This is a genomic window from Burkholderia sp. MS455, from assembly GCF_016899445.1.
Classification (GTDB): Bacteria; Pseudomonadota; Gammaproteobacteria; order Burkholderiales; family Burkholderiaceae; genus Burkholderia; species Burkholderia pyrrocinia_C.
This window is the reverse complement of record NZ_CP041778.1, coordinates 1,918,335-1,931,717: the sequence shown is the minus strand read 5'-3', so window position 1 is coordinate 1,931,717 and position 13,383 is coordinate 1,918,335. Positions and strand designations below refer to the sequence as shown.

At 67.9% G+C, this 13,383-nt stretch carries 14 protein-coding genes; 3 read left to right on the top strand and 11 right to left on the bottom strand.

Features of this window, described 5'->3' with window-relative positions; translation table 11 throughout:
* Positions 1-42 precede the first annotated feature (42 nt).
* Positions 43-504 carry a CBS domain-containing protein gene (locus FPJ27_RS13260; protein ID WP_072442482.1) on the bottom strand — a complete coding sequence of 154 codons (462 nt, stop codon included), beginning with the start codon at positions 502-504 and terminating at the stop codon, positions 43-45.
* Positions 505-680: 176 nt separating this feature from the next.
* Here FPJ27_RS13260 and ribA point away from each other — a divergent pair, with 176 nt between their 5' ends.
* Positions 681-1,331, top strand: a complete 651-nt coding sequence (gene ribA, locus FPJ27_RS13255; protein ID WP_034180409.1) for a GTP cyclohydrolase II — start codon at positions 681-683, stop codon at positions 1,329-1,331.
* A gap of 142 nt (positions 1,332-1,473) precedes the next feature.
* On the opposite strand, the gene FPJ27_RS13250 is transcribed toward ribA, so the two are convergent.
* The 4 genes from FPJ27_RS13250 to FPJ27_RS13235 form a co-directional block, all read right to left on the bottom strand.
* Positions 1,474-1,860: a VOC family protein gene (locus FPJ27_RS13250; RefSeq protein WP_034180408.1), complete on the bottom strand. Its 387-nt coding sequence runs from the start codon at positions 1,858-1,860 to the stop codon at positions 1,474-1,476.
* A 282-nt stretch (positions 1,861-2,142) separates the two neighbouring features.
* Positions 2,143-2,907 (bottom strand): hypothetical protein, encoded by a 765-nt coding sequence (locus tag FPJ27_RS13245; RefSeq protein ID WP_072442484.1) that lies wholly within the window; start codon positions 2,905-2,907, stop codon positions 2,143-2,145.
* A 51-nt stretch (positions 2,908-2,958) separates the two neighbouring features.
* On the bottom strand, positions 2,959-3,567 hold the full coding sequence (locus tag FPJ27_RS13240) for an acyl-homoserine-lactone synthase (protein ID WP_204423188.1): 609 nt from the start codon (positions 3,565-3,567) through the stop codon (positions 2,959-2,961).
* A gap of 211 nt (positions 3,568-3,778) precedes the next feature.
* Entirely contained in the window at positions 3,779-4,222 is a 444-nt protein-coding gene (locus FPJ27_RS13235; RefSeq protein ID WP_072442488.1) for a DUF4902 domain-containing protein, read from the bottom strand.
* Positions 4,223-4,295: 73 nt separating this feature from the next.
* Here FPJ27_RS13235 and FPJ27_RS13230 point away from each other — a divergent pair, with 73 nt between their 5' ends.
* Positions 4,296-5,015 carry an autoinducer binding domain-containing protein gene (locus tag FPJ27_RS13230; RefSeq protein WP_072442490.1) on the top strand — a complete coding sequence of 240 codons (720 nt, stop codon included), beginning with the start codon at positions 4,296-4,298 and terminating at the stop codon, positions 5,013-5,015.
* A 45-nt stretch (positions 5,016-5,060) separates the two neighbouring features.
* Here the strand turns inward: FPJ27_RS13230 and FPJ27_RS13225 are convergent, their stop codons facing one another.
* The 5 genes from FPJ27_RS13225 to FPJ27_RS13205 form a co-directional block, all read right to left on the bottom strand.
* Complete coding sequence (locus FPJ27_RS13225; RefSeq protein WP_010089673.1) at positions 5,061-5,768, bottom strand: MgtC/SapB family protein; 708 nt, start codon at positions 5,766-5,768, stop codon at positions 5,061-5,063.
* A gap of 307 nt (positions 5,769-6,075) precedes the next feature.
* Positions 6,076-7,620, bottom strand: coding sequence for a TolC family protein (locus tag FPJ27_RS13220; protein ID WP_072442492.1), 1,545 nt, complete (start codon positions 7,618-7,620; stop codon positions 6,076-6,078).
* Positions 7,607-9,658 (bottom strand): FUSC family protein, encoded by a 2,052-nt coding sequence (locus FPJ27_RS13215; protein WP_204421423.1) that lies wholly within the window; start codon positions 9,656-9,658, stop codon positions 7,607-7,609. The genes FPJ27_RS13220 and FPJ27_RS13215 overlap by 14 nt, the downstream gene beginning before the upstream one ends.
* Positions 9,639-10,688 carry a multidrug transporter subunit MdtN gene (gene mdtN / locus FPJ27_RS13210; protein WP_204421422.1) on the bottom strand — a complete coding sequence of 350 codons (1,050 nt, stop codon included), beginning with the start codon at positions 10,686-10,688 and terminating at the stop codon, positions 9,639-9,641. Before mdtN ends, FPJ27_RS13215 begins: the two co-directional genes overlap by 20 nt.
* Entirely contained in the window at positions 10,685-10,978 is a 294-nt protein-coding gene (locus FPJ27_RS13205; RefSeq protein WP_072442498.1) for a hypothetical protein, read from the bottom strand. The genes mdtN and FPJ27_RS13205 overlap by 4 nt, the downstream gene beginning before the upstream one ends.
* A 504-nt stretch (positions 10,979-11,482) precedes the next feature.
* On the opposite strand from FPJ27_RS13205, the gene FPJ27_RS13200 reads away from it, so the two are divergent.
* Complete coding sequence (locus tag FPJ27_RS13200; RefSeq protein ID WP_204421421.1) at positions 11,483-12,631, top strand: metallophosphoesterase; 1,149 nt, start codon at positions 11,483-11,485, stop codon at positions 12,629-12,631.
* 9 nt (positions 12,632-12,640) lie between these two features.
* Here the strand turns inward: FPJ27_RS13200 and FPJ27_RS13195 are convergent, their stop codons facing one another.
* The gene (locus tag FPJ27_RS13195; protein WP_204421420.1) at positions 12,641-13,228 is read right to left on the bottom strand and encodes a malonic semialdehyde reductase; all 588 of its coding nucleotides are present in this window, start codon (positions 13,226-13,228) and stop codon (positions 12,641-12,643) included.
* Between the last annotated feature and the right edge of the window lie 155 nt (positions 13,229-13,383).

Genomic DNA, 13,383 nt, shown 5'->3' with positions numbered 1-13,383 from the left:
GCCCAGACGCTTACGCGTTTGGGCCTTTTTTGCTGGAGCGGGTCAGACGGACGTAACCGCGGGCGTGCCGTGAATGTAGTGTTCGAGCTGGCTGATCGTGAACTGCTGATCGGCAATCACGCTCTTCACGAGGTCGCCGATCGAGATGAGGCCGATCAGCTTGCCGCCGTCGAGGACGGGCAGGTGGCGCATCCGGTGCTCGGTCATCAGCGCCATGCACTCGTCGGTGGACTGCGACGGTTCGACGTAGCGCACCTTCGCCGTCATGATTTCCTCGACGCGGGTGGCTTTCGATGAACGGTCCTGCAGGACGATCTTGCGCGCGTAGTCGCGCTCGGTGACGATGCCTGCGATGTCGTCGCCGTCCACGACCAGCAAAGCGCCGATGCCCTTTTCCGCCATCAGCTTGATGGCGTCGTAGACGAGGTCGTTCTTCTTGACGGTGTAGATGGTGCGGCCCGAATCCGGCTTGGCCTTGAGAATCTGCGCGACAGTCGTGCTCATTCGCTTTCTCCGTGTGCAGGTCGATGCAGGGAAGGCAGGCGTGATGCGCGTCACCCGATGGGCCCAGTATAGCCGGGCAGGCGGCGGCAGTCGCGTGACGTTTCCAGATTAGCGGTAAACTCCCGTCACGCACTATCCACACAACTCCTACATTCCTGAACGTTTCGATTGAATTCATGATGTCTTTGCGTCCCCAATCGCCCACGCCGGGCAACGGCCAGGCCGACGAGTGCGTGACGCTCGTCGCCACTGCGTCGCTGCCTACGCGCTACGGTACGTTCACGTCATACGCATTCCGCGTATCGGGCAGCGATGCCGAACATCTCGCGCTCGTGATGGGCGACGTGACCGGCGAGCAGTCCGTGCTGACGCGACTGCATTCCGAATGCCTGACCGGCGATGTGTTCGGCTCGTACCGCTGCGATTGCGGCGAGCAACTCGATCTCGCGTTGCGCTACATCGCGGCCGAAGACCGCGGCGTGCTGCTGTATCTGCGCGGCCATGAGGGGCGCGGGATCGGCCTGAGCAACAAGATTCGCGCATACGCGCTGCAGGAGCAGGGGCGCGATACTGTCGAGGCGAACCTCGACCTCGGCCTGCCCGACGACGCTCGCGAATACGACTCGGCCGCCGCGATCCTCCGGATCCTCGGCGTGACGTCGGTGCGCTTGATGAGCAACAACCCGAAGAAGTTCGACACGCTCGCGAAGCACGGCATTCCCGTCTGTGAACGCGTGGCGCTCGCGGTGCCCGTGCGCGAGGAAAACGAGCGTTATATCCGTACGAAGCAGACGAAGTTCGGGCATTACTTCGAGGAAAACGAGTAATTACAGCGGGCGCACTGGCGCCCGTTTCTCGCTGCTTGTTCTTCCGATCGTCGTCGGCCGACGCGACGATCGCGATTTCCCCTTCATCCGTTCTGCATCCGGGTTCGTGACGTTACCTGAACGGCATACGTGCATCGGGCCGTCAGCGCCATGCGGCGTTCTGCAGCACGATCCTGTAGCCGTCGGCATCCTCGAATGTCTGGCCCGATATCTCCCAGTACGGATTGAACGACATCACAGGCATGAAGCCGTGCGCGGTCGCGCGCTCGCAGGCAGCTTCCCATGCCGGACGATCGGGCAGGTAGAAGACGATAAGGTCTTCGGGCGTTGGAGACGGCGCGATCGGATGGTCCGGGCAGTGCGTGAATTCGAAGTGGTAGTCGAGTCCTTCGCGTCCGAGCATCACGCCGGAAAAGCCGTCGTGATCTTCGAAGCGCGCGAGCACCGACAATTCGAGGGCGTCGCGATACATGCGCTCGGTTCTGGCAAGGTTGCCAACCGGGCGGGCAATGCGCAGATGGGCGTGCAAGTTGGACTCGGGGGGAGCGTGGCAGTCCCGCCGATGATAATCCGACCGATTCGGATTGTGGCGCGCCGGAATGCTCTGGCAGAGGGCGTCGGGCAGTATGGCCCCGCAATTCGCACAGGCAATAAAAAAGCCCGCTGCTTGAGCGGGCTGAATCCATGTTTGGAGACATGGAGGAGACAGACGTAAATTTAAGGGAAAACCCGAAGATTGGCAAGCCCCCGTTGTATCGATGCAACTTGCTGCCGTACCGGCCGCCTCGCGTCGACGCAACCGATACCGCACTTACATGCCGCCGGCCCGCGCGTGCGCCGCAAACGCGCCAAACCGCTCCTGCGCGACAGGCAGCGCGTACTTGTCGCGCATCTCCGTCTCGATCCACGCACAGGCCTCGCGCGCGCAGTCGGTCAGCGCGTGCCGCGTCGCGTGTCCGTCGATGTCGTAGACGAAGCGCACGCCAACCTCGTCGTCGGCAACTTTCCGTTCGAGCTGGTTGAGTTGCAGTTGCGGCCCGTGCTGTTGCGACAGCGCGCGCAGCTCGTCGAAGTGATATTCGAGCCAGTCCGCGAAGAACAGCGCGTCGCTGTGGCACGGCAGGCGGAAAGCCGCGCTGCGCGACGGGCGCGGCCCGGCTTCGCCGGCCGCCGCGCGCGGTTCGCTGTTCGCGGCGAGGGACGCGTCAACGGGCGCGAGCGGATGCTGAATCCGCCGGTACGGTGCGTGGTCGCGCAGCGCATGCCACAGCAATTCGTCGCCAGCGGCGCCGGACGGCTGCATCGTCAGGTCATGGCGGCCGTCGCCGGCATGGGCGATGTCGCGGATCACGAGGCGCAGCGAGCACAGCGGCTCGTCCGCGACCAGCAGCGTCGCCGCGCGCGGCAGCCCGCAGACGAGCGGCGCGGCGCCGGCGGCACGAAACACGAGCCCGCGGCGGTCGAGCCGCACGAGCGGCAGCGGCCTGGGAAACGACGGATAGGCGACCGCGATGCGGGCGCCGTTGGCGCTCGTCAACCCGGGCATCATCGCGCGAAAGACCTGAGACTGGTCCACGTTGGTTCTCCTTCGTTACGATGCCGCCCGGACGGAAACGCGCGTTCCGGCTCAGGCGGCGATGGCTTGCCGGGCTGCCTGCCCCGGCTCGATTCCTAGTGCCGCAAACGTTTGCGGATCAATATCGATCCAGCACGCGACCACCAGACGTCCGTCCACCTGCTTCGGCGGGCCTGCGCGGTGCGCGTGTATGCCGATCCGGCGGAACAGCCGCTCCATGCTCGCGAACGTCACGCCGATCAACTGCCGTGCGCCAAGCTGCGCCGCGCATTCGACCACGGCCGCGAGCATCGGTCGCACGGCCCATTCGGCATTGCGTGGCCCGCCTTCGTCGTCGGTTGCCGCGAACCTGGACAGCTCCCAGACGGCCGCCGACTGCGGCAGCGGCATGTCTGCGGCGATCAGGTCGGCGAACAGCGACTGCAGCAGATACGGGCGCGTCGTGGGCAGTAGGCGCGCACATCCGCACATGTCGCCGCCGGCATTTCGCGCGAACACGTACACGGTATCGTCGCGATCGAACTGGTCGCGCTCGAAGCTTTCGTTCGCCGACGGGAGCTCCCAACCGAGTTGTTCGACGAACACGCGGCGCCGGTAGCGCCCGAGATCCGCTGCAAGTTCGTGTGGCAACCGCCCTTCTTCGTGAACGAAGGTCCGCATGGTGTCCTCGGATTTGTGCTTTTGTATGCATGCATTACATCGCGCGGCACGAGGAGGCGGTAACTGGTAACTCTTACAGGTTGGGCGGCGTAAAGACGCCATTTAGGACGTGGTAACGGTTTCTTGATCGACGGGATTGAAAAACCGGGCGCTTTTGCTTATAAAGAGCGCCAGCATCTTGGAAATTGTCAGATGAATGCGCAGCCGGTTGTCACTGGAGCGTCGGACCGGCATGATAGGCGTCGTTGCGACCGAGCAGGGCCGACGCGACCGCGGCGTGCCAGTCGATGCAGGCGAGCCGCGCTACGAGAGCGGTGGCCGTGCGGAACATGCCGATGTCGGCACCCGTGGCGTCGACGGCCATTACGTTGCTGCGGACGTCGCCGCCGGTGATGACGAACGTGCCCGTTGCGCGTTCGAGGTACCAGTCCCAGCCGACCGTCACGTAAGGGACGCCGGCACGGGCCGTGCGCTGCCATTCGGTATAGCCGGCGAGGCGTGCGTCGATCGCGTTGTCGCGCAGTTCCGCGAGCAGCGATGTATCGAGGCCGCTTGTGACATGATCGAGTGCAAGCGCGGCCAGTGCGCCTTCTGACAGGCGCACGTAGCCGTCCGGGGACGGGCCGGGGACCGGGTGCAGCAAAGGTGAAGTCATGCGCGGAATGTATCAGCCTCGAACTGGAGCTGGCACCTGACAAGTATGACAGCGTGACGTTGTCGGAGAACGAATGGAACTGCGCTGGCAGGATGCCTATCAACAATTCAGCGCCGCGGAAGACGAGCAGCAGCTCTTCCAGCGGATCGCCGCCTATTCCAGACGGCTGGGATTCGAATACTGCTGTTACGGCATTCGCGTGCCGCTGCCGGTGTCGAAACCGTCGGTCGCGATCTTCGATACCTATCCGGATGGCTGGATGGCGCACTACCAGGCGCGGAACTACATCGAGATCGATTCGACGGTGCGCGACGGCGCGCACAGCACCAACATGATCGTCTGGCCGGATGTCGACCGGATCGATTCGAACCCGCTGTGGCAGGACGCGCGCGAATTCGGGCTGTCGGTGGGTGTCGCGCAGTCGAGCTGGGCGGCCCGCGGTGCGTTCGGGCTGCTGAGCATCGCGCGCCACGCCGACCGGCTCACGCCGGCCGAGATCAATATGCTGACGCTGCAGACGAACTGGCTCGCGAACCTGTCGCATTCGCTGATGAGCCGCTTCATGGTGCCGAAGCTGTCACCCGCGGCGGGCGTCACGCTGACCGCGCGCGAGCGCGAGGTGCTGTGCTGGACCGCCGAAGGCAAGACCGCATGCGAAATCGGCCAGATCCTCAGCATCTCGGAGCGGACGGTCAACTTCCACGTCAACAACATCCTCGAGAAGCTCGGCGCGACGAACAAGGTCCAGGCGGTCGTCAAGGCGATCTCGGCCGGGCTCATCGAGGCACCCTGACGCGAGCGAGGGCGGCGACGCCGAATCCGGCGGCCGCCATGCCGCTCACTCCATCAACGGCTCCGCTTCCTTCGCGGTCCAGCTCACGCTGGAAATGCTCTTCTCCATGCTCATCCGGCTCGCGATCTGCTCGAGCTTCTGCTGATCCTTCGGATGCAGCTTCAGCGTCGCGGTCACTTTCAGCCGGTCAGGCTGGTCGGGCACGTCCTCGCTCGTCAGGCTCTGGAACGACAGCGGCTTCGCGTACATCGAGTTCGACAGCAGCGTGCGGATATGCACTTCGTCGGCGGCGAGGCAGATCACGGTGATCTGGTATTCGCGCACGAGATCGGCGTTCGACACGGGCGTTGCGTTGATCGCCTGGCTGACGCCGCGCAGCACGGTGTTGGTGAGCAGCACGACGCCCGTGCCGGCGAGCGCGGGCACGTAATGGCCGGAGCCGGACAGCACGCCGACGGCGGCTGAACACCACAGCGTCGCGGCCGTGTTGATGCCCTGGATCGAGCCCTTGTCGCGCATGATCACACCGCCGCCGAGAAAGCCGACGCCCGACACGACGTACGCGGCGATCTGCGTGACGCCCGCGACGCCGTTGCCGGTCAACACGCCGAGCGTGACGAACAGGCACGCGCCGCTCGCGACGAGCGTGATCGTGCGCAGGCCGGCCGTGCGCTGGCGCATCTGGCGCTCGAGGCCGATGGCGACGCCGCAGGCGAACGCGGTGAAAAGACGGAGTGCGAAATCGAAAGTCATGGTTGTCCTGCCGTGCAAGGCGCGCATAGCGGCTCGCATCGCCGTGGCGCAATGCCGAAGGCGACGCGAGGATAGCCGTCATCGCGCGGTACTGTACCGTGCGTATGCGTCATTCAGTGTGAAACGGTAGGCGTGCGGGCTCGCGGAACGCGAGCCGGGGCAGGAGAACTGCGTCGGACAGGCGTTCAGGCGGCAAGCGGCGCACGCAACGGAGTGCTGCAACTGTCCACGATGGTTCCTGAAGGAAGAATGGGCGGCATTCTAGTGGGCGGCGTGCGCATGCGTCAACCGCCTGGCGGCGGTCGCGCTACTGCGCGGAGCCGATCGTCCCTGTCGCGAGCGCGAGCGCGGCAGCCGCCGACAGCGCGCCGGCGTAGCTGTCGACCTCCGCATTCCGCGCCGCGAGCAGCTGGCTTTGCGCGATCGTCGCATCGGTGACCGAGCCGACGCCGTTCCGGTACGCGGTCAGCGCCGCATCGTAGCTCGTCTGCGCGGCATCGACGAGCGCGGTCGCGGCGTCGTGCGACGCGAGGCTCGTCTGCACCGCGTTCTGCGCGGCGACGACCTGGCGGACGGCTTCTTCCTTGGTCCGCGTGAGGCGCGCGGATGCGCTTTGCGCGTCGTTGCGCGCCTGCATCAGCACGGCCGAACGCAGGCCGCCGTCGTACAGCGGGATCGTCACGCCGAGGAACACGCCGCCGCCGTAGCGGCTGCCGTTCAGGTTGACGGTCGGCGCCTGGTCGCCGATCGCGGGCAGCGCTGAGATGGCCGTGCCGCCGCTCGCATACGACGTCGAAGCGGACAGGAATATCTTCGGCATGAACGCGGCTTCGGCGGCCTTGATCTTCGCGCGATTGGCTTTTTCGAGCGCAAACGCGCCCTGCAGGTCGGGGCGGCGCGCGATCGCGTCCGACACGATCGCGTCGACCGACGAACCGAGCGCGGGCGGCAGCGGCCGTTTCGGCAGCGCGGCGATCGTCGGTTTCGACAGCGGCGAGATGCCGAGCGCGGACACGAGGGCGAGGTAGCTGTCGCTCTCCGTGCCGCTCGCCTGTACGAGCGCGAGGTTCGCCTGCGCACGGTTCTGCGTCGCCTGCGCGAGCTCGACGACCGTGCCGACGCCATGCTTGAGCCGCGCGCGGGACGCCGCGAGGATCGCGTCTGCGTTCGCGAGGCCCTGCTGCGCGCTGAGTGCGCGCGAGCGCGCGGCTTCGTACCGGTAGTACGCGACGGTCACGTCGTGGATCACTTGCTGGTGCACGGCCGTGAACGCGACGTTCGATGCGATCGACGCCTGTTCGGCCGCTTCCACGCGCGCCGCGCGGCCGCCGAAATCGAACAGCAGCCATTGCAGCGACAGCGCCGAGATCGTGCCGTGCACGGTCGTGTCGCTCGACGAGTCGCCGAGTATCGTCGACGTCGAGCCGTGGCTCGCCTGGTACGCGCCCATGGCCGTCGCGGACAGCTTCGGCAGGTAGGCGGCTTTCGCGATGCCGACCGCGAGCGCCGCATTGCGCGCGTCGTTCCATGCGATGCGCGTCAGCGGGTTCGCCGATTCGGCGAGATCGATCAGCTCGGGCAGCGTGTACGCATGCGCGGAATCGAGCGCGGCAGGCGGCGCTACCGACGCGAGCGCGGGCGTGGCTGGCAGCGTGTAGTCGTGCGCGCCTTGCGCGGTCGCGCGCGGCGGTGCGGGCACGATGTCGCCCGCGGCCGAGGTCTGCGGCTGCCACGGGCGGTCGGACGCCTCCGGCGCCAGATCGATCGACGACGTCGCGCAGCCGGCCAGCGCGACGGCGGTCGCGAGGGCGGCGGCGGCGATCGAGGCGGCCGGCGGTTCAGGTAGGCGCATGGGGGGCAGGCTCCTTCGGTGTGGCTTGACGGGCGGCGTCGGCGATGTGCGCGAGCCGCGTGTCGATCAGGTTCAGCAGCGCGTCGCGTGCGGGGTCGGTGGGGGCGACATTCGGCGGTGGGGCCGGCGGCGCGGGGGAATCCGCGCGAGGCGCGGCTTCGTCGTCGTGCAGGTCGACCACGCGTGCGAGCCGCGCGCCGATCGCCGCGTCGCCCGGTGCGCGCTCGGCGAGCAGGAACAGCGGGCCTTCGAGCGCGCCGAGTTCCGCGAGTGCGCGCCGCCGTGCGGCGAGCCACGTGGCGGCCGGCCGCACCCACGACGGTTCGTAATGGATCAGGCCGAGCTCCTGCGAGATCGCTCCGTGGCGTGCGAACGCTTCGGCGGCCAGCGCGCGCCGCTCGGCCGGCTGAGCGATCTGCGCGACGCGCCGCCACTGGTCGAGCAGCGCGGCGAGCGCCGCGTCGATCTGCTTGCCGATGCTGACGGGCCAGATGCGCGTAAACACGAGATACACGACCACGTTGCCGAGCAGGATGCCGATCGTGCGATCGCGCGCGAGCGTCAGGTCGAAGCCGGGGCCCGCGCCCTGGATCACGCACAGGAAGAACGCGAATGCGACCTGGAAGCCCGCGTAGGCGATGCGCGGCGACCCGAACGCGACCCACGCGGCGAGCCATGCGCCGGCGAACACGAGCGCCATCAGCTCGCCGATCGACGACAGCGACGGCACGACGAACACGAGCGCGGCGGTGCCGAGCAGCGCGCCGACGATGCAGCCGGCGATGCGCAGCGTGAGCTTCTCGACCGTCTCGGCCGTCGAGCCGAGCGACACCATGTAGCAGGTGATGAAGCAGGTATGGATGCCCGACCAGTCGAGCTGCGAGTACAGCAGGTAGCAGAACATCGCCGCTGCCGTCGTCTTCAGCGCATAGCGGATGTGGTCGGGATTGGTGCGCGCGTCGGGCAGGAAGAAGCCGCCGCCGGGGGCGGGCGGTGCGGCGGGTTCGGCAGGCGTGTCGGCGGCGTGCGCGTGGGCCGTGTCGGCCGAAGCATCGGCCTCGGCCGGTTCCGCGAAGTGCGTGATCGCCGTGTGCAGATCCGTCGCGACGACGCGCGCGAGCGGTGGCAGCGCTTCGGCTGCCGGTAGCGCGAGCGTCACGTCGACCGGATAACCGCCGCGTTCGAGGATGGCGGCCATCTCGTCGAGCGTCGTCGCGATCGGCTCGACAAACGCGTCGGGCAGCCGCGCATCGGGTTCGCGGTCGGCGAGCGCGACCGCGACGAGCAGCGCGGTGCTCGATGCGATGGCCTGCCGCAGTGCGACGACGTCGGCGGCCGCCGACGAGCCTTCGAGCTTCGACAGCTTGAGCCACGTGAGCAACTGCTTGTCGCCTTCGCGCAGGCTCGCGTCGAACGCGGCGCGAGCATCGCCGCTGTCATCGCCGCGCAGCCGTCGCGCGGCGAGCCGCAGCCGTTTCGCGAGCTGCGCGTGCACGAGCTTGCGCGGCGACGGTGCGATCAGCAGGTTGACGACGATCGCGACACCGACCGGGATCGCGACCATCAGCCATGCATAGAGCAACGCGCGTGTCGCGGCTTCGCCGAACGGCGCCAGTCCGAGCTGGTCGAGCCCGAAGCCGACGATCATCGCGAGGATCGCGCCGACCGGGCGCAGCTTGCTGGCGGATGTCAGGTAGAGCAGGCCGATCGACATCACGGTCATGCAGGCGACCCGCAGGATCGAATAGTCGATGCTGAAGATCGCGACGCCCATCACGAGCGCGATCACGACCGTGACGAGCAGCAGCATCGCGACCGCAAGCACGACGCTCGTCACGCGGTCGGCACGGTTCAGGAAGAACACGACATACGCGGAGATCGCGGCTTCCGGCGTGCCGTAGCCGCTCGTCACGAGCACGACCAGCGCGCAGATCAGCGCGACGCGCACGGCCATCGCCGCGCGCCCCGGAAACGGTGCCAGCAGCCGCAGGACTTCGCGCGGGCCCGGCGAGCGGACGTCAGCGGCAGGCAGTGCCATGCCGGACCTCGACGATCGCGCTGGCGCCGACGCGCACGAGCTTGCCGTCGGGTTCGTCGAGCTTCACGCGCACGGGGAAGCGCTGCGCGACGTGTACCCAGTTCACCGAGTTCTGCACGATCGGCAGCGAGCGCGGCAGGTTGATGCGAGCGCTGTCCGCGATGCCCGCGCCGATGCCGACGACCTTGCCCGTCATCGGGCGGCTGCGGTCGATCATCGAATAGACGGTCGCGCAGTCTCCGACCTCGATGCGATTCAGCGACGTTTCGCGGAAATTGCCGACGGCGAACCATTCGCTCGCGTCGATCAGCGTGAAGATCGACTGGTTCGGCGCGAGGGTCTCGCCGGCGAGCACGGTCAAGCCTGTCACGAGCCCGTTGTGCGGCGCGCGCACGACCGTATCGTCGAGCGCGTGCTGCGCGCGGGCCAGCGCGGCCTCGCGCGCATGCAGCGTCGCGATCGCGTCGGCTTCGTCGCCGATCGTCTGTGTGGACGCGCGCTGCTGTTCCTGCGCCTGCGCGAGCGACACGGCCGCGTCGCGCTGGCGGACCTTCGCCTGGTCGAACTGCTGTGCGCTGACGTAGCCCTGCGCGGCGAGCGGCGCGAGCCGGTTCACGTCGCGCGTCGCGAGGTCGGCGTTCTGCGTCGCGCGCTTGACCTGCTCGGCGGCGACCGCCGCGTTCGAGCGTTCGCCGATCAGCGAACGGCGGCGCGTGTCGAGCGATGCGCGCGCGAGCTCGAGGTCGGCTTGCGCCTGTGCAACCGTCAGCCGGTACGGTACGGGATCGATTTCGTACAGCAGGTCGCCTTTCGCGACGCGCTGGTTTTCATGCACCGCGAGCCGCACGATGCGCCCGCCGACAGGCGACGCGACATGCACGACGTCCGCGTCGATCGACGCGTCGTCGGTGGACGGGTAGGCCGTCGTGCGGTGGTATGCGTACGCGAGCGCCGCGATGCCGAGCGCGACGATCGCGAGCGCAATCACGCGGCCTTTCATGGCGGGGCGGGCGGTTCCGGCGGCCTTCATGCGAACGGCCCCGTGCCGGTGAGCCAGACGAGCACGGCGATCACGAGCCCGATCGCGGTGCAGACGGCAAGCTGGTAAGGGACCGTGGCGGCCCAGCCGGTCGCGACGAACACGCGGTGCGCAACGATCGCGCCGACGATGCCGACGATCGCGCTGACGAGCCAGAGCGGGAAATACGCGCCGAACAGCACGTACGACGGTGCGCCGCGCGATGCGCAGCCCGCGAGCGGCAGGGCTGGCGTCAGGACGGCGGCGACGCGCAGGGGCGCGCGCGGCGTTGTTTTTCTCATGGTGTGACGAGCTCGACGATGGGGGGGATGCCGGGCGCGGCGCAATGCGGTTCGTCGCCGCGACGACGATTCCGAGATACGGGGCCGATAATAAAGCAGCGCGATGCGGACCGCCAGCCGTCCGTCCCGCATGTGCGACAAGCCCCGTGGCCGGCTGTGAAAGGCCGGGCGGTCATATCGGCCCGTCCGGCATCGCGTTTCGGCAGCGGCGGCCGGATCGCCGCGATTCTGCCAGCTCAAGCTCGTGTAGGGTTGCTAACGGACTGTAAAGGATCGTCAGACGAAAGAGGGCGGGCTGCATTTCCCGTGCTGACGCGGCGGAATCGGTGTGGAAACGGCCGATCGCCGCGCGAAGCCACGCGAGGCTCCACCGGCGGCCGCGACCGGTCGTCGTAGCCGGGATCTGTGTACCATCGTACGTATGGCGCGAAGCGCGGCATGGGGCGTCACGGCCCCGTGTTACGGATTTCGCGGAAGCCGTATTGCAACGAAGGTGAGCGCTCCATGCGAAGTTTCTTTGTCCGGTTCATTGCAATCGGCGTGTTGTTCCATCTGTACGTCGGGATGCGGATCATTCCCGCCGCGTTCGCGTCGCCGGTCGCGCGCACGATCGCGGCGCTCGTGCTGGCGAGCTTCGTCGTGCTGATCCCGGTCGGCATGTTCTCACGCCGCTTCGACGAAGGCTGGGCCGCGACGCTGGTCGGCTGGGCCGGCTCGCTCGTGATGGGCTTCTTCTCGTCGCTGCTCGTGCTGACTGTCCTGCGCGAGTTCGTGCTGCTCGGCGTGTTCGCGTGGCGGCATCTTGGGCACGACGGCGCGTGGAGCGGCGCCGCGGCCGACACGGCGCTCGGCGTGCTGGCGGCCGCGGTGCTCGTCACCGCGATCGGGTTTGCGGGCGCGCGCCGCACGGCGGCGGTCAAGCGCGTGTCGATTCCGGTCGCCGGGCTGCCGGCCGCGCTCGACGGGCTGACGATCGTGCAACTGTCCGACATCCACGTCGGGCCTACGATCAAGCGGCCCTATATCGAACGGATCGTGCGCGCGGTCAATGCGCTCGATGCGGACCTCGTCGTCGTGACGGGCGACGTGGTCGACGGTTCGGTCAAGCGCCTGCGCGAACACACCGCGCCGCTCGGCCGCATGCAGTCGCGGCACGGCAGCTTTCTCGTGACGGGCAATCACGAGTATTACGCGGGCGCGCATGAGTGGATCGACGAATTCCGGCGCATCGGGCTGACGGTGCTGCTGAACGAGCACGTGCTGATCGAGCACGACGGCGCGCGTGCGGTGCTCGCCGGCGTGACCGACTTCACGGCGGGCGGGTTCGATCCCGCGCATCGGAGCGACCCCGAGCAGGCGCTGGCGGGCGCGCCGCGCGACGTCGGCACGAAGATCCTGCTCGCGCACCAGCCGCGCAGCGCGGAAGCGGCGAACCGCGCGGGTTTTACCGTGCAACTGTCGGGGCACACGCACGGCGGCCAGTTCCTGCCGTGGCCGCCGTTCGTGCGGATGCAGCAGCCGGTGATCGGCGGGCTGAGCCGCTTCGGCGATCTGTGGCTCTATACGAGCCGCGGCACCGGATACTGGGGGCCGCCGAACCGCTTCGGCGTGCCGTCCGAGATCACGCTGATCCGGCTGACGCGCGGCGGCTAGCGAGCCCCGTCATTCGATGCGGGCGATTTCGTCGAAGTCGAGGCGCGGGCTGCGCGGGAACAGGCCGGCCGGATCGCCGTAGCCGAGATTCACGAGGAAGTTGCTCTTGATCGCGGTGCCCGCGAAGAATTCGGCATCGACCTTCGCGCCGTCGAAGCCCGACATCGGGCCCGCATCGAGGCCGAGCGCGCGTGCGGCGAGGATCAGGTACGCGCCTTGCAGCGACGAGTTGCGGAACGCGGTGGCCTCGATCAGCGCATCGTTGCCGGCGAACCAGCTGCGTGCGTCGGCGTGCGGGAACAGGCGCGGCAGGTGATCGAGGAACGCGAAATCCATCGCGACGATCACGGTGACGGGCGCGGCCATCGTCTTCGCGAGATTGCCGGCGGACAACGCGGGCTTCAGGCGCGCCTTCGCTTCGGGCGACTTGACGAACACGAAGCGCGCGGGGCTCGAGTTCGCCGACGTCGGGCCGAATTTCGTCAGGTCGATCAGCCGGTGCAGCGTCGTGTCGTCGACGGGCTTGTCCTGCCACGCGTTGTGCGTGCGCGCGGTGAGGAACAGTTGATCGAGGGCGGAATCGGAGAGCGTCGTCATGATGGGATCCGGAAAGAACACGGCCGGGGCGTGCCGGCAGGCATGGCGGAAGAAAGCCGCGCCCCGCGGCAGGGCGCCGCGACACGCCGCGATGATAGCGTGATGCGAGAACGCGCATCGCGGTGCGCGGCGGTTTCCTTTCATCGGCCCTTTCA